Here is a 21213-nt window from a genome sequence, read left to right as displayed (position 1 = left end):
CTGACCTGGGCCTTCGCCAACACAGAGCGGGCGACGGGAATCGAACCCGCGTAGCTAGTTTGGAAGACTAGGGCTCTACCATTGAGCTACGCCCGCAACGCTCGCACCGCAGGAACCACCAGGTGGTGGCGGCCGCGGCGCACATGCATCGTAGCGGGTCCGTGCAGCAGGGTGCACACCCCATATGAGCGGCGGCGGCCCGCCTGCGGGTCCGGCCCCGTAAATGCGGCGGCCCGGGGACCTGCGGGCATGTACCCTACGTGTCGCACCGACGGGGTGTGGCGCAGCTTGGTAGCGCGTCCGCTTTGGGAGCGGAAGGCCGTGGGTTCAAATCCCGCCACCCCGACCACCAGCACAGCCACCAGCACAGCCACCGGCCCGGCACCGGCACGGTCCGGCCCCTCGGCACCCGCCTCCGGGCGTCCGACTCCCGGTCTCCAGCCGTCCGACCCCGGGTCTCCAGCCGTCCGGCCCCCGGTCTCCGAGCATCCGGCACCCACGCCCGAGGCACCCGGCACCCACTCCCCGGGCTTCCTGCAAGATCGCCTTTTGGGGCGGGTACCCGCTGCGGTTACTATGCAAGCTGCGCGCCCGTGTGCCATCCCGTGAAACCCACCACGAAGCGGTCCCGGCTAACGCGCATCCGCTGCAGCTGTCTGGCTCAGCAGAAACCAAAGCAGTCAGCCACAAGGAGACCGAACCGTGAAGAGCGCCGTGGAGACCCTGAACCCGACCCGGGTTCGGCTCACTGTCGAGGTGCCCTTCGAGGAGCTCAAGGACAGCCTCGACGCGGCGTACAAGAAGATCAACCAGCAGGTCACGGTGAAGGGCTTCCGTAAGGGCAAGATCCCTGCGCGCGTCATCGACCAGCGGTTCGGCCGCGGAGCGGTCCTCGAAGAGGCCGTCAACGACGCGCTGCCGAAGTTCTACACGCAGGCCGTGAACGAGGCCGAGCTCAACGTCCTGGGCCAGCCCGAGGTGGACATCACCGAGCTGAAGGACAACGAGACCCTCAACTTCACCGCCGAGGTGGACGTCCGCCCCGAGATCGAGATCCCGGACTACTCCGGCATCGAGGTCGAGGTCGACGCCATCGAGGTCACCGACGAGGACGTCGACAAGTCCGTCGAGCAGCTCCGTGAGCGCTTCGCCTCGACCTCCCCGGTCGAGCGCGCTGCCGCCGAGGGCGATGTCGTGACGATCGACCTCGAGGCCAAGGTGGACGGCGAGGTCCTCGAGGACGGCGTCGCCAGCGACGTCTCGTACACCATCGGTTCCGGTGAGCTCCTCGACGGCATCGACGAGGCCGTCACCGGTCTCGAGGCCGGCGGCGAGGCCACCTTCACCTCGCAGCTCAAGGGCGGCTCGGCCGAGGGCAAGGACGCCGAAGTCACCGTCAAGGTCTCGCAGGTCGCCGCGCGCGAACTGCCGGAGCTGGACGACGACTTCGCGCAGCTCGCCTCCGAGTTCGACACGCTGGACGAGCTCAAGGCGGACAGCCGCAAGCGCCTCGCGAACATGAAGGAGTACGACCAGGCCACGCAGGCCCAGGAGCGCGTCCTGGAGAAGCTGCTCGAGCTGGTCGAGGTCCCCGTTCCCGAGAAGCTGCTCGAGGACGAGGTCAACACCCGCAAGCACAACCTCGAGCACCACCAGCTCGGCCAGATGGGCCTGAACCTGGAGCAGTACCTCCAGATCCAGGGCAAGACGGTCGAGGAGTTCGACGCCGAGACCAAGGAGCAGGCGGTCAAGGGCATCAAGACGCAGTTCGTCCTCGACGAGCTCGTCAACAAGGAGAAGCTGAACGTCAGCCAGGAGGAGCTCACCGAGCACCTCATGCGCCGCGCCGCCTCCTCCGGCATGTCCCCCGACCAGTTCGCCCAGGCCGTCGTCGAGGGCGGCCAGGTCCCGATGCTGGTCGGCGAGGTCGCCCGCGGCAAGGCCCTCGCGGTCGTCGTCGAGGCCGCCACGGTCAAGGACACCAACGGTGAGATCGTCGACCTGAGCGACGACGAGGACGAGGCCGCCGAGGCCGGCGAGACGGTCGAGGCCGCCGCCGACGAGGCTGCCGAGGAGAAGGCCGAGGCCTGAGCCTCCGCCTGAACCCAGCTCGTACGAAGGGCCCCCGGACGCATGCCGCGTCCGGGGGCCCTTCGCATTCCCGGACCGCACGACCTGCGCTCACAGCGAACAGTTCCCCTACCGGGATTCCCCGCGACGGCCCGCGCGTTAGGGTCCATGAAGACGAGGGCAGGGGAGTCCCCGGAGCCGCCGAGACCGGCAGGCGACACAGGGCCCCAGGCCCCAGCAGAAGACGTGAGACGGCCCGGCGCCGTCGTAAGACGAGCAGGTGGATACGTGACGAATCTGATGCCCTCCGCCGCCGGCGAGCCTTCCATCGGTGGCGGCCTCGGCGACCAGGTCTACAACCGGCTGCTCAACGAGCGGATCATCTTCCTCGGCCAGCCGGTCGACGACGACATCGCCAACAAGATCACTGCACAGCTGCTGCTCCTTGCCTCCGACCCGGACAAGGACATCTACCTCTACATCAACAGCCCCGGTGGCTCGATCACCGCGGGCATGGCGATCTACGACACCATGCAGTACATCAAGAACGACGTGGTGACGATCGCCATGGGCATGGCCGCCTCGATGGGCCAGTTCCTGCTGAGCGCGGGCACCCCCGGCAAGCGCTTCGCGCTGCCGAACGCCGAGATCCTGATCCACCAGCCCTCCGCGGGCCTGGCGGGTTCCGCGTCGGACATCAAGATCCACGCCGAGCGGCTGCTGCTCACCAAGAAGAAGATGGCCGAGCTGACGGCCTTCCACACCGGCCAGAGCGTGGAGCAGGTCACCCGCGACTCGGACCGCGACCGCTGGTTCGACCCGCAGGAGGCCAAGGAGTACGGCCTCATCGACGACATCATGCCCACGGCCGCCGGTATGCCGGGCGGTGGCGGCACCGGGGCCTGAGCCTCAGTCCCGCGCAGCCGACCCCCAGCTCACTTCAGGAGAACCCAGTGAACGACTTCCCCGGCAGCGGTCTCGCCCGCGCGCAGGCCGAATACCAGGGCCCGCGCGCCGAGTCGCGCTACGTGATCCCGCGCTTCGTCGAGCGCACCTCGCAGGGCGTGCGCGAGTACGACCCGTACGCGAAGCTCTTCGAAGAGCGCGTGATCTTCCTCGGCGTGCAGATCGACGACGCCTCCGCCAACGACGTCATGGCGCAGCTCCTGTGCCTGGAGTCGATGGACCCGGACCGCGACATCTCGATCTACATCAACAGCCCCGGCGGCTCCTTCACGGCGCTCACGGCCATCTACGACACGATGCAGTTCGTGAAGCCCGACATCCAGACGGTCTGCATGGGCCAGGCGGCCTCCGCCGCCGCGGTCCTGCTCGCCGCCGGTACGCCGGGCAAGCGCATGGCGCTGCCGAACGCCCGCGTCCTGATCCACCAGCCGTACTCGGAGACGGGCCGCGGCCAGGTCTCCGACCTGGAGATCGCCGCCAACGAGATCCTGCGGATGCGCGCGCAGCTCGAGGAGATGCTGGCCAAGCACTCCTCGACGCCGATCGAGAAGATCCGCGAGGACATCGAGCGCGACAAGATCCTGACCGCCGAGGACGCGCTCGCGTACGGCCTCGTCGACCAGATCGTGTCGACCCGTAAGCTGAACAACTCGTCGCTTTCCTGAGCCCGTACGGGCTCGTACGGCTCCTGAGGTCCGGGCGCGGCCCGGACCTCAGGACCTGACGACAGCGTTACTTGCGCTCCCTAGGCGCCCGCGCACGCCGCACGCCGTGGCTGATATGCCGCGATGTGCGGCGTGCACGCTCAGAGCGAACCGCGCCAAGGGGGGCCCGAACGGGGGGCCCGGCAAGGTACCGTCGGATATGAGGCACCAGGAGCCGCTCGCAGGAGCGACTCCCAGGCGAAGGGGAAGCACCTCGTGGCACGCATCGGTGACGGCGGCGATCTGCTCAAGTGTTCTTTCTGCGGAAAGAGTCAGAAGCAGGTCAAGAAGCTCATCGCAGGACCCGGTGTGTACATCTGCGACGAGTGCATCGACCTGTGTAACGAGATCATCGAGGAAGAGCTCGCCGAGACGAGCGAGGTGCGCTGGGAAGAGCTTCCCAAGCCCCGCGAGATCTACGAGTTCCTCGAGGGTTACGTGGTCGGCCAGGAGTCGGCCAAGAAGGCCCTCTCCGTCGCGGTCTACAACCACTACAAGCGCGTCCAGGCCGGCGAGGCCGGTTCTCAAGGACGCGAGGACGCCATCGAGTTGGCGAAGTCCAACATCCTCCTGCTCGGCCCCACCGGCTCCGGCAAGACGCTGCTCGCGCAGACGCTCGCCCGGATGCTGAACGTGCCGTTCGCCATCGCGGACGCCACGGCGCTGACCGAGGCCGGCTATGTCGGCGAGGACGTCGAGAACATCCTCCTGAAGCTGATCCAGGCCGCCGACTACGACGTCAAGAAGGCCGAGACCGGGATCATCTACATCGACGAGATCGACAAGGTCGCCCGTAAGAGCGAGAACCCGTCGATCACCCGCGATGTCTCCGGCGAAGGCGTACAGCAGGCCCTGTTGAAGATCCTTGAGGGGACCACGGCAAGCGTCCCGCCGCAGGGCGGACGCAAGCACCCCCACCAGGAGTTCATCCAGATCGACACCACGAATGTGCTGTTCATCGTGGGCGGCGCGTTCGCCGGTCTGGAGAAGATCATCGAGGGGCGCGCGGGCGCCAAGGGCATCGGCTTCGGCGCCACCATCCGCTCCAAGCGCGAGCTGGAGGAGATGGACCAGTTCGAGGACGTCATGCCCGAGGACCTGGTGAAGTTCGGCATGATCCCCGAGTTCATCGGCCGCCTGCCCGTCATCACGAGCGTGCACAATCTCGACCGCGAGGCGCTGCTCCAGATCCTCGTCGAGCCGCGCAATGCGCTGGTCAAGCAGTACCAGCGCCTCTTCGAACTCGACGGCGTGGAGCTGGACTTCGAGCGCGAGGCCCTGGAGGCCATCGCCGACCAGGCGATTCTGCGCCAGACCGGCGCCCGCGGACTGCGCGCCATCATGGAAGAGGTCCTGCAGTCGGTGATGTACGAGGTGCCGTCCCGCAAGGACGTCGCCCGCGTGGTCATCACCGCCGACGTGGTCCACTCCAACGTCAACCCGACCCTCGTCCCGCGCATCGTCCCCAAGACGGACGGACGGCACGAGAAGAGCGCGTAGCCCGTACGGGAACTCCGCAGCGCATCCGTACAAGAAGGGCGCCCGGCCAGTGAGTTGGCCGCGCGCCCTTCTGTGTGCCGCTCGGGCGGATCAGCCCGCTTCGGTGGATCAGCCCTTGACGCGGACGTCCCCACGCAGGTCCGCGGTCAGGTTCGCCGAGTAGTCCAGCGGGGTGCCCTTGCCGTCCTTGGCCGGGATGCCCACGCCGATGGTCGAGTAGTCGGCCCAGATGCAGATGTACTGGCGGTCGATGTTGCCCGTGCCCGGGTTCTTCGCCTCGGCCTCCTGGCACTTCATCAGCGCGCCCTCGAGGCTGTTCGGCGCGACCGACTTCGGCGAGCCGATCATCGTCAGACCCTGCGACTTGTCCTTCTTCAGGTCCGCGAAGATGTCGTCGAGCGCCTGCTTCGGGTCGGCCAGCTTGCCGTGCATCCCGACGAAGGTCATGGCCTTCGAGCCGACGACCTTGGACTTGTCCTGGAGCTCTTCCATCGAGCGGTTGGCGTAGACGACCGTCAACGCCTGCGGGTTCTCCATCTTGGAGCTCTCGGCGACCAGCTTCGGCATACCGATGGTGGGCTCGGCCGGCTGCGGCTTGGGCGCGCCGGGGATGAGCTGCAGCTGCTTGTAGTCGCCGAGCACCTGCTCGGGAGCGGAGACCTGGTGCGGCCCGTCGTCCTTGAGCTTGCCCTCGGTCCCGACGTTCGAACTGCCGCCGCCCGAACCGCCGTTGTCGTCATCGCCCTTGAACGCGAAGAAACCGCCGACGCCGACCGCCGCCACGAGCACCACGGCGCCGATGATCATGGCCGCCTTCTTGCCGCCGCCACCGCCCTGCGGGGGCTGAGGTGCGCCGTAGGGCTGCTGGCCGTACTGGTCCTGGCCGTAGGGCTGCTGACCGTACGGGGCCTGGCCCGGCGCGGTCTGCGGGTAGCCGGCCCCCGGCTGGCCCGGCGCCGTCTGCGGGTAGCCGTACCCGGGCTGCTGCTGCGGCTGCCCATAAGGCTGCTGCGGCTGCTGCCCGTACGGACCCGGCTGCTGAGGCTGACCGGGCTGCTGGCCGTAAGGCCCCTGGGGCTGCTGACCGCCGTACGGTCCGGGCTGGTTGTAGCTCATGATCTGAATTCCTCCATGCTGATGGCGGCTTGTATGCCAGCACCCTGACCTGAGCGGGGTCTTGGCGAACCATGCCGGCGGAGGCCCCGTGGGTGGTGCGTGACGAGATGCGCGTCAGAGCTTGACGCGGACTTCCTTGCGGAACTTCGCGGTGATGTCCATCGCCTCGTCCTTCGACGTGCTCGCCCCCGTGATCATCTTCGCCATGTCCATCGGCAGCACGTAGCCGATCGTGCTCTTGTCCGCCCAGGCGCAGTACGTCATGTTGACCTCGCCCGGCTCACCGGCCTTGGGCTCCGGGTTGGTCATCTTCGCTTCCTGGCACTTGAAGAGTGCGCCGTCACGCTCGTACGAGGCCGGGTCGCCCTTGAGCTCGACCTTGCCCTCCTCGTCGCTGCTCTCCTTCTGGCCCTTCTCCATCTCGGCCATGAGCTTGTCGAGTACCTTCTCGGGGTCCTCGATCTCGCCGTAGACGCCGCCGAACTGGATGAGCTTGCCGGCGAGCGGGTTGCTCTTGTCGCCCGACTGATAACCGGCGCTCACGTCCTTGGGGTTGTTCACCCCCCACTTCTTGGCGTCTTCCATGTCCGACTCGGTCATCTCGCCGCCGCCGCTTTCGCCCTTCTTGTACTCGCCGAGCACCGTCTCCGGTGTCGTGAGCTTGTGCGGCCCGTCGTCCGCGACCCCCGAGCTTCCGCCGCCCGCGAAATACCACACACCGGCGCCTATCGCCGCGAGCGCGACGACCGTACCGGCGATGATCCCGACCTTCTTGCCGTTGCCCCCGCCCACCGGCGGAGGCGGCGGGACCTGCCCGTAAGGTGCCTGCCCGTAGGGCACCTGCGGCTGCTGGCCGTAGGGCCCGGGCTGCTGCGGCTGGCCATAGCCTCCGGCCTGCGGCTGGCCGTAACCCCCGGCCTGCTGGCCGTACGCGGGCTGGCCCGGCGCGGCCTGCGGGTAGCCGTAACCGGGCTGCGGCTGGGGCTGCCCGTAAGGCTGCTGCTGCGGCTGCTGCGGGTAACCACCCTGCTGACCGTACGGACCGGGCTGCTGCGGCTGGCCGCCGTACGGACCCGGCTGCTGGTGACTCATGCGGTGGGTTCCCCCTCCAGATGCTTATGCGTTCCGAACATCCTGGCGGAAGCGCACGCCGAGCGGGGCGGCGGGGGTCACACCGTTACCGAGAATTCCGGTTTCGGTACGGGCCTGTGACACCTCTAAACTGTGCGTCGTGACCGAGAACACTCAGCAGCAGCACGCCAGCATCCCCGAGCCCGAACTGCCGAAGACGTACGCGCCGGCCGAGGTAGAGGGGAAGCTGTACGAGCGCTGGGTAGAGCGCGGTTACTTCACCGCCGACGCCAAGAGCGAGAAGACCCCGTACACGATCGTCATCCCGCCGCCGAACGTCACGGGCTCGCTCCACCTGGGCCATGCCTTCGAGCACACGCTGATCGACGCGCTCACCCGCCGCAAGCGTATGCAGGGCTACGAGACGCTGTGGCAGCCGGGCATGGACCACGCGGGCATCGCGACGCAGAACGTCGTCGAGCGTGAGCTGGCCAAGGAGGGCAAGTCGCGGCACGACCTGGGCCGTGAGGCTTTCGTCGAGCGGGTCTGGCAGTGGAAGGAAGAGTCCGGCGGCCAGATCGCAGGTCAGATGCGACGTCTCGGCAACGGCGTCGCCTGGGACCGCGACCGGTTCACCATGGACGAGGGCCTCTCCCGTGCCGTCCAGACCGTCTTCAAGAAGATGTACGACGACGGCCTGATCTACCGCGCCGAGCGCATCATCAACTGGTGCCCGCGCTGTCTGACGGCCATCTCGGACATCGAGGTCGACTACCAGGACGACGACGGCGAGCTCGTCTCCATGACGTACGGCGAGGGTGACGAGACCATCGTCGTCGCCACCACCCGCGCCGAGACGATGCTGGGTGACACCGCGGTCGCCGTCCACCCGGACGACGAGCGCTATGCGCACCTCATCGGCAAGCAGATCAAGCTGCCGCTGACCGACCGCTCCATCCCGGTCGTCGCGGACACCCACGTCGACCCGGAGTTCGGCACCGGCGCCGTCAAGGTGACGCCTGCGCACGACCCGAACGACTTCGCCATCGGCCAGCGCCACAACCTGGAGTCGATCGAGGTGCTGGACGAGCGCGGCATCATCACCGCGCACGGTCCCTTCGAGGGCCTCGACCGGTTCGAGGCGCGCTCGGCGATCGTCGCCGCGCTGCGCGCCGAGGGCCGGATCGTCGCCGAGAAGCGCCCCTACGTCCACTCCGTCGGGCACTGCTCACGCTGCAAGACGACGCTGGAGCCGCGTCTTTCGATGCAGTGGTGGGTCAAGGTCGAGCCGCTCGCCAAGGCGGCCGGTGACGCGGTCCGCGACGGCCGGGTCAACATCCACCCCGCCGACCTGACGCAGCGCTACTTCGACTGGGTCGACAACCTCAACGACTGGTGCATCTCGCGCCAGCTGTGGTGGGGCCACCGCATCCCGGTCTGGCACGGTCCGAACGGCGAGACTGTGTGCGTCGGCCCGGACGAGCAGCCGCCGAGCGGCGAGGGCTGGACGCAGGACACCGACGTCCTCGACACCTGGTTCTCCTCCGGCCTGTGGCCGTTCTCCACGATGGGCTGGCCCGAGCAGACCGACGACCTGGCGAAGTTCTATCCGAACTCGGTCCTGGTCACCGGCTACGACCTGATGTTCTTCTGGGTCGCCCGGATGATGATGTTCGGCCTGTACGCGATGGACGGCGAGGTCCCGTTCCGCACGATTGCCTTCCACGGCATGGTCCGTGACGAGAACGGCAAGAAAATGTCGAAGTCGTTCGGCAACGTCGTCAATCCGCTGGACTGGATGGACAAGTACGGCTCCGACGCGCTGCGGTTCACGCTGGCGCGCGGCGCCAACCCCGGCGTCGACGTCCCGATCGGCGAGGACTGGGTCCAGGCCTCGCGCAACTTCGCGAACAAGATCTGGAACGCCACGCGCTTCGCGCTGATGAACGGCGCCACGGTCGAGGGTGAACTCCCGCCCGCCGAGCGCCTGTCGGCGACGAACCGCTGGATTCTCTCGCGCCTCAACGAGGTCGTGGCCGAGGTCGACGGGCTCTACGACGACTACCAGTTCGCCAAGCTCAGCGAGGCGCTGTACCACTTCGCGTGGGACGAGGTCTTCGACTGGTACGTCGAGCTGACGAAGACGACCTTCATGGCCGGTGGCCAGGAGGCCGAGGACACCAAGCGCGTTCTCGGTGAAGTCCTCGACGTCACCCTGAAGTTGCTGCACCCGGTCGTCCCGTTCGTGACGGAGACGCTGTGGACGACGCTGACGGGTGGCGAGTCCCTCGTGATCGCCGAGTGGCCGAAGGACTCCGGTTTCCGTGACGCGGACGCCGAGAAGGAGATCGAGACGGTCCAGTCGCTGATCACCGAGGTCCGCCGCTTCCGTACGGACCAGGGTCTGCAGCCCGGCCAGAAGGTCCCGGCGCGCCTGGACCTGACGGGCACCGGCCTGGACGCGCACGAGCCGGCCATCCGCCAGCTCCTGCGTCTGCAGCCGGAGGGCGAGGGCTTCAGCGCCACCGCCACGCTGCCGGTCGCGGGCGCCACGGTCGCGCTCGACCTGTCGGGCACGATCGATGTCGAGGCCGAGCGCAAGCGTCTGGCCAAGGACCTCGCGGCGGCCGAGAAGGAGGTCGCGGCGGCGAACGGCAAGCTCGGCAACGAGGCGTTCCTGGCCAAGGCCCCCGACCAGGTGGTCGACAAGATCCGGGGCCGTCTCGCCAAGGCCGAGGCCGACATCGAGCGCATCAAGGGCCAGCTGGACAGGCTGCCCGCCGCGTAGTTTCCGATACGACGACGAAGGCCCCGGAACCCGTCAGGGTTCCGGGGCCTTCGCGTACGCCGGGCTGCTTGTGGCCGCGCTACTTCTGTCCGCCGCGCGGCACGATGCGGGCGATGGCCGTGCCGACCGCCACCAGGGCGAAGGCGCCCAGGACGAGCCAGAGGACCGAGGCGCCGGTCGCGGCGAGCGCGCCGCCGGATGCGGCGGTGCCGGTGGCCGCGGCCGAGGTGACGTTGTTGTACACGGATGAACTCCTAGGAGAGAGAAGGGAAGCGGGTCAGCGGATTCAGCACATTCACCAGGCGCGCCGGCGCTGCAGCAGGGCGTCCGCATACGCCTTGCCGTGGCAGGCCTGGAGGAAGAAGTCGAGGACGAGCTCGTACATCGACGCGGCGACGAGCATCTGCCGCCAGCCGCGCAGCCGTACGGTCACCACGCGCTCGACGACGAAGATGCCGGTGATCGCCAGCCAGAACGGCTGTACGTGCATCCCGCCGTTGGTCAGCGCCCAGACGATCGTGCCGAGATAGGCGAAGGTCACCAACACTCCGGCGAACGTGAGAAGTTGGCGGCCCCAGTAGCGCCAGGTGACCCGGGTGAGTCCGTACTGGAAGCAGTTCTCGACCGCGCCCCGCTTCCAGCGCAGCCGCTGGTTCCACAGGTCGCGCCAGCTCGGCATGACCTCCGTGACCAGGGTGCAGGCCGCGGGGGATATCACCTCGTAGCCCAAGTGCTTGATGGCGAAGGTGAGTTCGTTGTCCTCGGTGAGGACCGTGGTGTCGTACACGCCGCCCCGCCCGTCGCCGGCGGGGAGCCGGCCGGCCAGGCGCGCGGCCGATATCTCGCGCAGTACGGAGACCTTGAAGACGGCGGCCGTGCCGGTCAGGACCAGGCACTTGCCGTTCAGGCGGGCCACGTCGCGGGCGTAGCGGGCGTACTCGTTGCGCTGCAGATGGCCGACGAAACCGCCGCCCTCGTCGCCGCGGAAGACGCCGCCGACTCCGCCGTATCCCTGGCCGACGTGGTCGAGCGCCACGGCGAGGAACTCGGGGTCGAGGGAGCAGTCGGCGTCGGTGACGAGCACCGCGTCGTCATCGGAGAGGGCGGGCAGCAGGCCGGCAAGGGCCTGGTTGAGCGCGCCGGCCTTCTTGGCGCTGTTGTCCGAGGTCACGAAGACCTCGGCGCCCCAGGCCTCGGCGATCTGCTCGGTGGCGTCCGAGCAGTTGTCGGCGACGACCACGATGCGGTCGGGGCGGCGCTGCTGGCGGTAGAGGCCGGCGAGTGCGGCGGCGATGGACTCCTGCTCGTTGTGCGCCGGTATCAGGGCGACCAGCTGCATGACCGACCTCCTCTCGTCCTTTTGACCGATAACGACCGGGAGCGTGGCATTTGCCGGTTGCGGGCCGAGTGCGGCTCGGTTGCTGCTTGGTGGCGGAGGCCGCGAAAGTGCCGCGTGGCGGGTACGAGGGCCCGGATGGGCAGGCGGAAAGGCCTGGTCGGGCGGGAACAAGGGCCCGAGGGGGGCAGGCACAAAGACCCGGGGCAGGCGCAAGCCCCAGGACGCAGACGCGAAGCCCCGGGACGCGGGTGCGAAGCCCGGGGCTACGCGGACCCGGGCGTCTTGTACCGATAGCCGACCGAGCGCACCGCGTGGATCGGCGGCGGCTGTCCGGTGGCCCGCGCGATCTTGACGCGCAGCCGGTGCACCGCGTACTTGACCCGGTCGGTGTCGGCCTCCGGCTGCTGCCAGACGAGGTCGAGCAGGACTTCGCGGGTGAGCGCCTGGCCGGGGTTCTGGGCGAAGGCCTTGAGCAGGTCGAACTCGAGGGCGGAGAGCCCCAGGAAGTGCCCGTCGGCGACGGCCTCGCGCGCGGCGAGATCGACCGTGAGCCAGCCGTCCTCGATCAGTTCGGCGGGCGCCGGCGTGTACCGTCCGCGCCGCAGCCGCGCCTGGACCAGGGGGATGAGGACCTGTTCCGGCAGGCAGGGCGTGAGGTAGTCGTCGGCGCCCGCCTGCAGCGCACGGACCGCGTCGTCGGCGTCGTACGTCACGCTCACGGCCAGGACCGGCAGATCGCTCATGTCCCGTACGCGGTCGAGCACCCGCCAAGGGCTCAGCCCCGGCAGGCGCAGGCTGAGCACCAAGGCGTCGGGGCGGTAGCGGTACAGGGCGCGCAGGGCGGAGCGCCCGTCGGCCACGGAGAGGGTGTCGATGGAGTGGCCGGTGAACAGCCGGCCCACGGCCTCGCGGGTTTCCTCGGGCACGGCGATGAGCACCAGCGGAGGACGTGGGGGACCGGCCATGGACGTCGGCTACGCCGTCCGCAGCCCGAGGCGTTCCAGCTCGGCCTCCGCCAGGACGTCAAGGGTGTGCGGGTCGCCGCCGCGCCAGCCCTCGGCGAGGGCGCCGGGCGTCGCGTCGGGCAGGTCGGCGGTGCGGGCGAGGGCGGAGACCTCGTCGAGGGGGCGCAGGAGCGAGCGCAGGGCGAGCAGTTCGCGGCCGTCGTCCGAGGCCGCCAGTTCCTGCGCGGCCTCGGCCTGCCGCGACCAGCGAAGGCGGCGCGGCAGCCAGAGCGCGAGGATCAGGCCGACGGGCAGCACGAACAGGGCGATCGAACCGGCCGCTGCCAGCGCGTCCACCGCGGTCCCTCCGTTGTCACCCGCTTGTGCGAGCTTGTCGCCCGCGCCCGCGACGTTGGTCAGCGCCTGGTCGAGCTTGCCGCCCACGAACGGCACCCTCGACGCGGTCTCGCCCGCGTTGGTGAGCCCGTCGCTGAAGCGCCGGCCCGCGGTCTCCACGTCGTCGGCGGGACCGGAGAGCAGCTGGACGAGCCGGTAGGCGAGGAGGGCCAGTGCGGCCCACAACAGGATCCACAGGAGAACGGCGCCGTCGCCGATCATCTGCCGCGTACGTCGGCCGGGGTTCTACGTCGGCCGGGGTTCTGGGCGTACCACATGCGCTGATTGCACCTCCCGAGCCGGTGCGATCGTCTGAACCGCGCCGGAGATCAGAACAGCCGGTCGCCGAAACGGGTCAGCACCAGCACCAGGACGGTGCCGTACAGGACGACGGGCCCGGCCCACGAGTTCGCCGCGAGGGACCGTGCCAAACCGGCGGGTGCGGGCAGGATGCCGGTCCGCACGCAATGCGTGGTGACGTACCAGAAGAGGGGCAGGACGACCGCCCACGCGAGCATGCACCAGGGGCAGAGCGCACCGATCACGTACAGGCACTGGGTGATCAGCCAGACGACGAAGCCGAACGCGGCCGTCACGCCCGCCTGCAGGCCGAGCCAGAGCCGGCGGGGGAGCGCGGCGCCGCCGAGGAGGGCGAGGCCGAGGCCGAGGAGGACGGCGAAGGCGGGGATGCCGAGCAGCATGTTGGGGAAACCGAGCAGATTGCCCTGCCAGGTGTCCATCACGTCCGTGCAGCTGAGCACGGAGTTGAGGGAGCAGGCCGGCACGAACGCCGGGTTCGCCAGCGTCTCGATCCGGTCGTACGTGAGCATCGCGGACGCCAGCGTGCCGAGGGCGCCGGCCACCACGATGAGCGTGCTCAGGGCGCGGCTCGCCGGGACGGGGGCGGTGGGGGTGCTCATGGCTCCAGCGTCCCTGGCGCACCGGGTCCGGCTGTAGGACCAGTGGTCCTGACGAGTCCCCGGTCGCGGCCGTACTTTCGGCCGAAGCGGTGCGCGTCGGCTGCCGTATCCCTCCGAGCAGAGTGCCGTAAATCACGTAAATAGGGCACTAGGTCCGTCAAACCGGGCCTAAAGACCCCTGATGATGGAGGGATGCATGACCGGGCAGCGCACGCGTACCGCCGGTTGACGGCCGCGGGCCGCCGCCGCGTGGAGAGCTGGGCTGCCCATCCGCACATCCTGGATCTGCTGACCGCGCTCGGCGCCTTCGCGCTGATGTCCCTGGACATTCCGGGCCTGGCCGCCGCCGACAACTCGCTCAACGGCTGGGCCGCCACGGTCGTGCTCGCGGCCGGTTCGGCGACGCTGCTCCTTCGCCGTACGGCGCCGTGGGTGCCGTATGCCGTGGCGCTGTTCCTGCTCGGCTGGCTGCACGAGCTCACGCTCGCGCAGTTCGCGCTCTACTCGCTCGGGCGCTACCGGGGCCGGCGCGCGGGCGTGGCCGGTGTCGTGCTCTATGTGGTCGCGGCCTTCGTCTTCTTCCAGCTGCCGGGCTGGCCCGCGCACCGCGGTGACACCGTCGGGGACTTCCTCAGCCTGGTCGTGCCGATCGGTGTGCTCGCGGCCGGGGTCGGGATCGCCGCCAACCGGCAGGATCTCGTACGGGCCCTGCAGACGCAGCGGGCCGAGACGGCGGTCCTTCAGGCGGTGCACGCGGAGCGCAGCGAGGTCGCGGGCGATGTCCACGACTTCGTCGGGCGCGAGCTGACGCTGCTCTGCGTGCGCTCCGATGTGCTGGCCCGCAGGGCGCGTACCGCAGGGGACGAGGCGTACGCCGGGCAGTTCGAGGATCTGGGCGACACCGCCCGCCGGGCCCACACCCTGCTCAACGAGATCATCGTCCAGCGGGCCAAGGACAGCACACCCACCCCCGGCCTGGACGCCCTGCCCGCCCTGGCGGAGCAGAGCGAACGGGCCGGTACGCCGGTCCTGTTGGACATCGACGAGGTGGCCGAGCGCCTCTCGCCGCTGCGCCAGGCCGCGGTCTACCGGGTCGCGCAGGAGTGCCTGACCAACGCGGCGAAACACGCGCCGGGCGAGAAGGTCCAGGTCCGCATAACGGTGGCGACCGGCATCGCCCGCGTGGAGGTCACCAACCCCCTTCCGGCCGTGGAGCCCACACGCGCCCCGGTCAGCACGGGCACCGGCACGGCCGGAATGGCCGAACGCGTCCGCAGCGTCGGCGGCACCTTTGCGGCGGGCCCCAGGGACGGGGTGTACGAGGTGGTGGCGGAGCTTCCGGCGGGGCGGGGGCTCTGACCCACCGGGCCGCACCCCGCCCATTCAGCCGCACCCGCGCGGACCTATGCCGCCGACATCAACCGCGACAGCGAGTCGAAGTCCTCCACACACTGGCCGCAGCCCATCGCCACCGAATCCAGCGGATTCTCCGCGACCGACACCGGAATCCCGGTGGCCGCGGACATCCGCAGATCCAGCCCCGGCAGCAGCGCACCCCCGCCCGTCAGCACGATCCCGTGCCCCATCACATCTCCGGACAGCTCCGGCGGGCACTCCTCGAGCGTGGCCTTCACGGCCTCGATGATCGCCTGGACCGGCTCGTCGAGCGCCGAACGGATCTCCTTCACGGTCAGGTCGACCGTCTTCGGCAGCCCGCCCACCTTCTCGCGCCCCCGCACCGTGAACGTCCGCATCTCGAACGCGTCCTCACCCGGTACGGGCCCCGCCGACCCGATCGCCACCTTGATGTCCTCAGCGGTGCGCTCACCGATCAGGAGCGCATGCTCCTTGCGGACGAAATCGGTGATCGCCACGTCGAAGCGGTCGCCGCCGACCCGCAGCGACTGCGCGGTGACGATCCCGCCGAGCGAGATCACCGCGACCTCGGCCGTACCGCCGCCGATGTCCACCACCATCGAGCCGCGCGGCTCCGAGACCGGCAGACCCGCGCCGATCGCCGCCGCCATCGGCTCCTCGATCAGATGCACCTGCCGCGCACCCGCCCGCTGCGCGGCGTGCACGATGGCCCGCCGCTCCACGGGCGTCACCCCGCTGGGCACGCACACGACCATGCGCGTACGGGGACGCCGTCCCGGGACGGCCCGGCGGACGAAGGCCCGGATCATCTCCTCGGCAGCCTCGTAATCGCTGATCACACCGTCCTTGAGCGGGCGGATCGCGGTGATGGAGCCGGGGGTGCGGCCGATGGTCTCCTTGGCCTCCGTGCCGACGGCGAGCGCTCCGCGGACGCCCTCCTTGACGGCCACGACGGACGGTTCGTTGAGCACGATGCCCTGGCCACGGGCGTAGAGCAGGGTGTTCGCGGTGCCGAGATCGATCCCTATGTCCATGATCCGCAAGTCTGCCGGGATCGTCTGTGGACCGGACCGGCGAAGGTCCCGAGCGGCCGGGTCCAAGGTCCCGACGGTGGCGCGCGGCGGGCTGTCGGCGCACCTCCGTAGACTGGCGTACGTGAGTGAGCTCCCCCCGCGTGACAGTGACGCCTTCGACGGTCTTTCCGACGGCCTTCCCGACGAGTTCGACGAGATCGTCGCCTCCGAGACGGACCGCGACCCCGACCTGGCGGTGATCGAGGCGGGCAGCCGCACCCTGCGCGCGCAGTCGGGCCCCGCCGCCCCGGACATCCCGGCCCGCCCCGAGGACCCCGAGGTCGACAAGGCGCTGCGCGCGGTCGAGACCGAGCTCGCCTCGCGCTGGGGCGAGACCAAGCTGGAGCCCTCCGTCAGCCGGATCAAGGCGCTGATGGACGTGCTCGGCGACCCGCAGCGCGCCTACCCCTCGATCCACCTCACGGGCACCAACGGCAAGACGTCCACGGCCCGCATGATCGAGGCCCTGCTCGCCGCCTTCGAGCTGCGCACCGGCCGCTACACCTCGCCGCACGTCCAGTCCGTCACCGAGCGCATCTCGCTCGACCAGGCGCCGATCTCGGCCGAGCGCTTCATCGAGACGTACGAGGACATCAAGCCGTACGTCGAGATGGTGGACTCGCAGCAGGAGTACCGGCTCTCGTTCTTCGAGGTCCTCACCGGCATGGCGTACGCGGCTTTCGCCGACGCCCCCGTCGATGTCGCCGTCGTCGAGGTCGGCATGGGCGGCAGCTGGGACGCGACCAATGTGATCGACGCGGATGTCGCCGTCGTGACGCCCATCGACCTGGACCACACCGACCGGCTCGGCACGACGCCCGGCGAGATCGCGGGGGAGAAGGCCGGGATCATCAAGCAGGACGCCACGGTGATCCTGGCGCAGCAGCCGGTCGACGCCGCCCAGGTGCTTCTGAAGAAGTCCGTCGAGGCCAATGCGACCGTCGCCCGCGAGGGCCTGGAGTTCGGCGTCGTCGCGCGCCGGCTCGCGGTCGGCGGCCAGATGGTGACGCTGCGCGGGCTCGGCGGCGAGTACGAGGAGATCTTCCTGCCGCTGCACGGCGCGCACCAGGCGCACAACGCGGCCGTCGCGCTCGCCGCGGTCGAGGCCTTCTTCGGCGTCGGCGCGGCCCGCAGCGAACCGCTCGACGTGGACACCGTCCGCAAGGCCTTCGCCCAGGTCACCTCGCCCGGACGCCTCGAGCTCGTCCGTACGTCGCCGAGCGTCCTGCTCGACGCGGCACACAATCCGGCGGGCGCCCGCGTCACCGCCGAGGCCATCACCGAGGTCTTCGACTTCAGCCGGCTCATCGGCGTCGTCGGCGCGAGCGGCGACAAGGACGTACGGGGTTTCCTGGAGGCCTTCGAACCGGTCTTCGCGGAGATCGTCATCACGCAGAACTCCTCGCACCGCGCCATGGACGCCGATGCGCTCGCCGCGATCGCCGTCGAGGTCTTCGGCGAGGACCGCGTCCAGGTCGAGCCGCGGCTCGACGACGCCCTCGAAGCCGCGATCACGCTGGCCGAGGAAGAGGGCGAGTACTCCGGCGGCGGTGTGCTCGTGACCGGTTCCGTCATCACGGTCGGCGAGGCCCGGCTGCTCCTGGGGAGGGGCTGACACCCGATGCGTACGCTCTGTGCTTCCACGCTGATCGGCGAGTTCTTCATCATCGGCTTCGCGGGTCTGGTCGCCATGAAGGACCCGGATCTGTCGATGGGGACGGTCTGGACGGTCTGCGGCATCGGCATGGTCCTGTCCGTGCTCCTGTGCGGCATGATCACCCGCCCCGGCGGTGTCCAGCTGGGCTGGGCCCTGCAGATCGCCCTGATCGCCTCGGGCTTCATCGTCCCGGCGATGTTCTTCCTCGGCCTCTGCTTCGCCGCGCTGTGGGGTGTCTCGGTGCACTTCGGCCGCAAGATCGACGAGGCGAAGGCGCGCTTCGCCGCACAGCAGGACGGAGTGGGCGCGGACCCGGCCTGACGGTCCGGGTTCAGGCCTCTTGGTGACTCCTTGTAGTCTCGGACTCCCGCACGCCTAGCCAAGGAGCCGCACACCATGTCCCAGCGCACCCTCGTCCTGCTGAAGCCGGACGCCGTCCGCCGTTCGCTGGTGGGCGAGATCATCAGCCGTATCGAGCGCAAGGCCGGCTGGCAGATCACCGCGCTGGAGCTGCGCTCCCTGACCCAGGACGTCCTGGAGCAGCACTACGGCGAGCACAAGGGCAAGCCGTTCTACGAGCCGCTCGTCGAGTTCATGTCCTCGGGGCCGGTCGTCGCCCTTGTCGTCGAGGGCGAGCGCGTCATCGAGGGCGTCCGTACGCTCGCGGGCCCGACCGACCCGATCGCCGCCACCCCCGGCTCGATCCGCGGCGACTTCGGCACCATCGTGCGCGAGAACCTGATCCACGCCTCGGACTCCGAGGAGTCCGCCGAGCGCGAGCTGAAGATCTTCTTCCCCGGTCTCGCATAACGGACCGCGCGAAAGATCGGATTCTGATACTCCGTCAGGCGGAGTAGTGCTCTGACCAGGGGCGGCCGCGAAAAACGCGGTCGCCCCTTGGCATATGCAAGCCGATTGGGGGAACGCATCCTTCCGTCGGCTCGTCCCCATTAGCGGGGCGGCGGTTCGTCTGCTGACAATGGCGAAGACCCCCGCACCGTGTCCGTGCAGGCGAGACTACGATGGAGCCTCCACGCCACTGTGCCCACCGCGCCGACCTGACAAGCCATCAACGCACCATTTTGGGAAGGCCAGACGCTCCTGATGGGAACCAATATGTCGTTCATCGGCCGTGACATGGCGATCGACCTCGGGACCGCCAACACGCTGGTCTACGTCAGGGGCCGAGGGATCGTACTCAACGAACCGTCCGTGGTCGCGATCAACACGAACACCGGCGGGATCCTCGCGGTCGGCGCCGAAGCGAAGAAGATGATCGGCCGCACCCCTGGCAACATCGTGGCGGTCCGCCCGCTCAAGGACGGCGTGATCGCCGACTTCGAGATCACCGAGCGGATGCTCCGCTACTTCATCCTCAAGATCCACAAGCGCCGGTATCTGGCCCGCCCGCGCGTCGTGGTCTGTGTGCCCTCCGGCATCACCGGCGTCGAGCGTCGCGCGGTGATCGAGGCGTCCACGCAGGCCGGCGCCCGCCAGGTGCACATCATCGAGGAGCCCATGGCCGCGGCCATCGGCTCGGGCCTGCCCGTCCACGAGGCCACCGGCAACATGGTCGTCGACATCGGCGGCGGCACCACCGAAGTGGCCGTGATTTCGCTGGGCGGAATCGTCACGGCACAGTCGATCCGGGTGGCCGGCGACGAGCTGGACAACGCGATCATCCAGCACATCAAGAAGGAGTACAGCCTCCTTCTCGGTGAGCGCACCGCCGAGCAGATCAAGATCACGATCGGTTCCGCGTACGACCTGGACACCGACGAGCACACCGAGATCCGCGGCCGTGACCTGGTCTCGGGCCTGCCCAAGACCGTGGTGATCTCCGCGGCCGAGGTGCGCAAGGCCATCGAGGAGCCGGTCAACGCGATCGTGGACGCGGTGAAGACCACCCTCGACAAGTGCCCGCCGGAGCTGTCCGGCGACGTGATGGACCGCGGCATCGTCCTCACCGGCGGCGGTGCCCTGCTGCGCGGCCTCGACGAGCGCCTTCGCCGCGAGACGGGCATGCCGATCCACATCGCCGAGGACCCGCTGGACTCGGTGGCGCTCGGCTCCGGCAAGTGCGTCGAGGAGTTCGAGGCGCTGCAGCAGGTGCTCGACGCGACGCCGCGCAGATGACGTAATTCCCTTCGATCCGCCGTATGGAGCTGCCACTTCGTACGGCGGATCGTTGATATAGAGGCAAGACCACAAACGCATAGAAAACGGCAAGACAGACCATTCCAATGAGGAAGGCACGGCCGCCGCACGTGAGGGACACACGAGAGAGCCGGCTGCTCCTGGTGCTGCTGATCGCCATCGCGTTCGCACTGATCACGGTGGACATCCAAGGCGGCGAGGAGTCGCCGGTCGACGGTGCCCGGCAGGCCGCCGCGACCGTCTTCGGTCCGGTGGAGAACGGGGTCTCGGCCGCGGTCGACCCGATCGGCAACGCCATAAAGGCCATCCGGGAGTCCGGCGACCGCCACGACCGGATCAGCGCACTCGAGCGCGAGAACGCCGCACTGAAGACCAAGCTCGGCAGCGACGACCGCAACCGCAGCAGAGTCCGCCAGCTCGACAAGATGCTCAGGACGGCGGGCGCCGGACAGTACGGCATCAAGGGTGCGCAGGTCATCGGCATAGGAGCGGCCCAGGGCTTCTCCTGGACCGTGACGATCGACGCCGGCGCCAATGACGGCATCAAGCGCGACATGACCGTGCTCAACGGCGACGGACTCGTCGGCCGTGTCACCACCGTCGGCCCCAGCACCTCCACCGTGCTGCTCGCCACCGACCCGGACTTCACGGTCGGCACGCGCATGGAGAACAGCGACGAGCTGGGCTTCGCCACCGGCCAGGGCGACCGCCCGCTGTCCGTGCAGATGCTCAACGGCAAGGCCAAGGTCAAGAAGGGCGACCGGATGGTCACCTTCGGCTCGCAGGCCGACAAGCCCTTCGTACCGGGCGTCCCGATCGGCCAGGTCGTCAGGATCGACCCCTCCGACGGCGGACTGACCCGGACCGTGCACCTGGAGCCGTACGTCGGATTCACCCAGCTCGACATCGTGGGCGTGGTCGTGGAAGCCCCGCGCACCGACCCGCGCGACAAGGTCCTTCCCGAGCCGGTCAAGCCCAAGCCGACGCCGACCGTGACCGTGACGGTCACGCCGTCACCGAACGCGAACGGCGAGTACGGCGTGGAGGGCGAGGACGCGGCGGGCGGCCAGGTGCCGCCGACCGGTGCCAGCCGGGACCCGAACGCCGGCACCGCACAGGACGACCAGGGGTAACT

At 69.2% G+C, this 21213-nt stretch carries 19 protein-coding genes and 2 tRNA genes; 12 read left to right on the top strand and 9 right to left on the bottom strand.

Annotated features, from left to right (window positions below; genetic code table 11):
- Positions 1 to 25 precede the first annotated feature (25 nt).
- A tRNA-Gly gene (locus H9Y04_RS27730) sits at positions 26 to 96 on the bottom strand.
- Between the two features lie 176 nt (positions 97 to 272).
- Here H9Y04_RS27730 and H9Y04_RS27725 point away from each other — a divergent pair.
- The 5 genes from H9Y04_RS27725 (at position 273) to clpX (ending at position 5240) form a co-directional block, all read left to right on the top strand.
- Positions 273 to 349, top strand: a tRNA-Pro gene (locus tag H9Y04_RS27725).
- A gap of 353 nt (positions 350 to 702) precedes the next feature.
- Positions 703 to 2091, top strand: coding sequence for a trigger factor (gene tig, locus H9Y04_RS27720; protein WP_187816768.1), 1389 nt, complete (start codon positions 703 to 705; stop codon positions 2089 to 2091).
- A 279-nt stretch (positions 2092 to 2370) separates the two neighbouring features.
- Complete coding sequence (locus H9Y04_RS27715; protein WP_187816810.1) at positions 2371 to 2976, top strand: ATP-dependent Clp protease proteolytic subunit; 606 nt, start codon at positions 2371 to 2373, stop codon at positions 2974 to 2976.
- Between the two features lie 47 nt (positions 2977 to 3023).
- Positions 3024 to 3701 (top strand): ATP-dependent Clp protease proteolytic subunit, encoded by a 678-nt coding sequence (locus H9Y04_RS27710; protein ID WP_187816767.1) that lies wholly within the window; start codon positions 3024 to 3026, stop codon positions 3699 to 3701.
- A 255-nt stretch (positions 3702 to 3956) separates the two neighbouring features.
- Positions 3957 to 5240 (top strand): ATP-dependent Clp protease ATP-binding subunit ClpX, encoded by a 1284-nt coding sequence (gene clpX / locus H9Y04_RS27705; protein ID WP_187816766.1) that lies wholly within the window; start codon positions 3957 to 3959, stop codon positions 5238 to 5240.
- 108 nt (positions 5241 to 5348) lie between these two features.
- On the opposite strand, the gene H9Y04_RS27700 is transcribed toward clpX, so the two are convergent.
- Together H9Y04_RS27700 and H9Y04_RS27695 are read right to left on the bottom strand one after the other, a co-directional pair.
- A complete protein-coding gene (locus H9Y04_RS27700; RefSeq protein ID WP_187816765.1) occupies positions 5349 to 6356 on the bottom strand; it encodes a hypothetical protein in 1008 nt (335 codons plus the stop codon).
- A gap of 114 nt (positions 6357 to 6470) precedes the next feature.
- Positions 6471 to 7448, bottom strand: coding sequence for a single stranded DNA-binding domain-containing protein (locus H9Y04_RS27695; RefSeq protein WP_187816764.1), 978 nt, complete (start codon positions 7446 to 7448; stop codon positions 6471 to 6473).
- A gap of 139 nt (positions 7449 to 7587) precedes the next feature.
- Here H9Y04_RS27695 and H9Y04_RS27690 point away from each other — a divergent pair, with 139 nt between their 5' ends.
- Complete coding sequence (locus H9Y04_RS27690; RefSeq protein WP_187816763.1) at positions 7588 to 10215, top strand: valine--tRNA ligase; 2628 nt, start codon at positions 7588 to 7590, stop codon at positions 10213 to 10215.
- Between the two features lie 79 nt (positions 10216 to 10294).
- Here the strand turns inward: H9Y04_RS27690 and H9Y04_RS27685 are convergent, their stop codons facing one another.
- From H9Y04_RS27685 to H9Y04_RS27665, 5 genes are all read right to left on the bottom strand, one after another.
- Positions 10295 to 10459 carry a hypothetical protein gene (locus H9Y04_RS27685; RefSeq protein ID WP_187816762.1) on the bottom strand — a complete coding sequence of 55 codons (165 nt, stop codon included), beginning with the start codon at positions 10457 to 10459 and terminating at the stop codon, positions 10295 to 10297.
- 51 nt (positions 10460 to 10510) lie between these two features.
- Positions 10511 to 11554 (bottom strand): glycosyltransferase family 2 protein, encoded by a 1044-nt coding sequence (locus H9Y04_RS27680; RefSeq protein WP_187816761.1) that lies wholly within the window; start codon positions 11552 to 11554, stop codon positions 10511 to 10513.
- Positions 11555 to 11817: 263 nt separating this feature from the next.
- Positions 11818 to 12519, bottom strand: coding sequence for a response regulator transcription factor (locus H9Y04_RS27675; protein WP_187816760.1), 702 nt, complete (start codon positions 12517 to 12519; stop codon positions 11818 to 11820).
- A gap of 9 nt (positions 12520 to 12528) precedes the next feature.
- The gene (locus tag H9Y04_RS27670) at positions 12529 to 13116 is read right to left on the bottom strand and encodes a hypothetical protein (RefSeq protein WP_187816759.1); all 588 of its coding nucleotides are present in this window, start codon (positions 13114 to 13116) and stop codon (positions 12529 to 12531) included.
- A gap of 107 nt (positions 13117 to 13223) precedes the next feature.
- Positions 13224 to 13814, bottom strand: coding sequence for a vitamin K epoxide reductase family protein (locus H9Y04_RS27665; protein ID WP_187816758.1), 591 nt, complete (start codon positions 13812 to 13814; stop codon positions 13224 to 13226).
- 192 nt (positions 13815 to 14006) lie between these two features.
- Between H9Y04_RS27665 and H9Y04_RS27660 the strand changes: the two genes are divergently transcribed.
- The gene (locus H9Y04_RS27660) at positions 14007 to 15173 is read left to right on the top strand and encodes a sensor histidine kinase (RefSeq protein ID WP_187816757.1); all 1167 of its coding nucleotides are present in this window, start codon (positions 14007 to 14009) and stop codon (positions 15171 to 15173) included.
- A gap of 44 nt (positions 15174 to 15217) precedes the next feature.
- On the opposite strand, the gene H9Y04_RS27655 is transcribed toward H9Y04_RS27660, so the two are convergent.
- Entirely contained in the window at positions 15218 to 16225 is a 1008-nt protein-coding gene (locus tag H9Y04_RS27655) for a rod shape-determining protein (protein WP_187816756.1), read from the bottom strand.
- 121 nt (positions 16226 to 16346) lie between these two features.
- On the opposite strand from H9Y04_RS27655, the gene folC reads away from it, so the two are divergent.
- The 5 genes from folC (at position 16347) to mreC (ending at position 21211) form a co-directional block, all read left to right on the top strand.
- Positions 16347 to 17879: a bifunctional tetrahydrofolate synthase/dihydrofolate synthase gene (gene folC / locus H9Y04_RS27650; protein ID WP_187816755.1), complete on the top strand. Its 1533-nt coding sequence runs from the start codon at positions 16347 to 16349 to the stop codon at positions 17877 to 17879.
- A gap of 6 nt (positions 17880 to 17885) precedes the next feature.
- Positions 17886 to 18242, top strand: a complete 357-nt coding sequence (locus H9Y04_RS27645) for a DUF4233 domain-containing protein (RefSeq protein ID WP_187816754.1) — start codon at positions 17886 to 17888, stop codon at positions 18240 to 18242.
- A gap of 75 nt (positions 18243 to 18317) precedes the next feature.
- Positions 18318 to 18731, top strand: coding sequence for a nucleoside-diphosphate kinase (gene ndk / locus H9Y04_RS27640; RefSeq protein WP_187816753.1), 414 nt, complete (start codon positions 18318 to 18320; stop codon positions 18729 to 18731).
- 306 nt (positions 18732 to 19037) lie between these two features.
- Positions 19038 to 20057 carry a rod shape-determining protein gene (locus H9Y04_RS27635; RefSeq protein WP_093613129.1) on the top strand — a complete coding sequence of 340 codons (1020 nt, stop codon included), beginning with the start codon at positions 19038 to 19040 and terminating at the stop codon, positions 20055 to 20057.
- 131 nt (positions 20058 to 20188) lie between these two features.
- Positions 20189 to 21211, top strand: coding sequence for a rod shape-determining protein MreC (mreC, locus tag H9Y04_RS27630; RefSeq protein WP_187816752.1), 1023 nt, complete (start codon positions 20189 to 20191; stop codon positions 21209 to 21211).
- Positions 21212 to 21213: the final 2 nt, after the last annotated feature.

This window comes from Streptomyces polyasparticus (assembly GCF_014493765.1).
Classification (GTDB): Bacteria; Actinomycetota; Actinomycetes; order Streptomycetales; family Streptomycetaceae; genus Streptomyces; species Streptomyces polyasparticus.
This window is presented reverse-complemented; position numbering and strand designations above follow the sequence as displayed.

Bases quoted from the DNA above. Each gene is read 5' to 3' on its own strand.
- H9Y04_RS27715 (WP_187816810.1), top strand. From the start codon at position 2,371: ATGCCCTCCGCCGCCGGCGAGCCTTCCATCGGTGGCGGCCTCGGCGAC.
- H9Y04_RS27700 (WP_187816765.1), bottom strand. From the start codon at position 6,356: ATGAGCTACAACCAGCCCGGACCGTACGGCGGTCAGCAGCCCCAGGGG.
- H9Y04_RS27695 (WP_187816764.1), bottom strand. From the start codon at position 7,448: ATGAGTCACCAGCAGCCGGGTCCGTACGGCGGCCAGCCGCAGCAGCCC.
- H9Y04_RS27680 (WP_187816761.1), bottom strand. From the start codon at position 11,554: ATGCAGCTGGTCGCCCTGATACCGGCGCACAACGAGCAGGAGTCCATC.
- H9Y04_RS27675 (WP_187816760.1), bottom strand. From the start codon at position 12,519: ATGGCCGGTCCCCCACGTCCTCCGCTGGTGCTCATCGCCGTGCCCGAG.
- H9Y04_RS27670 (WP_187816759.1), bottom strand. From the start codon at position 13,116: ATGATCGGCGACGGCGCCGTTCTCCTGTGGATCCTGTTGTGGGCCGCA.
- H9Y04_RS27665 (WP_187816758.1), bottom strand. From the start codon at position 13,814: ATGAGCACCCCCACCGCCCCCGTCCCGGCGAGCCGCGCCCTGAGCACG.
- H9Y04_RS27660 (WP_187816757.1), top strand. From the start codon at position 14,007: ATGCATGACCGGGCAGCGCACGCGTACCGCCGGTTGACGGCCGCGGGC.
- H9Y04_RS27655 (WP_187816756.1), bottom strand. From the start codon at position 16,225: ATGGACATAGGGATCGATCTCGGCACCGCGAACACCCTGCTCTACGCC.
- H9Y04_RS27645 (WP_187816754.1), top strand. From the start codon at position 17,886: ATGCGTACGCTCTGTGCTTCCACGCTGATCGGCGAGTTCTTCATCATC.
- ndk (WP_187816753.1), top strand. From the start codon at position 18,318: ATGTCCCAGCGCACCCTCGTCCTGCTGAAGCCGGACGCCGTCCGCCGT.
- H9Y04_RS27635 (WP_093613129.1), top strand. From the start codon at position 19,038: ATGTCGTTCATCGGCCGTGACATGGCGATCGACCTCGGGACCGCCAAC.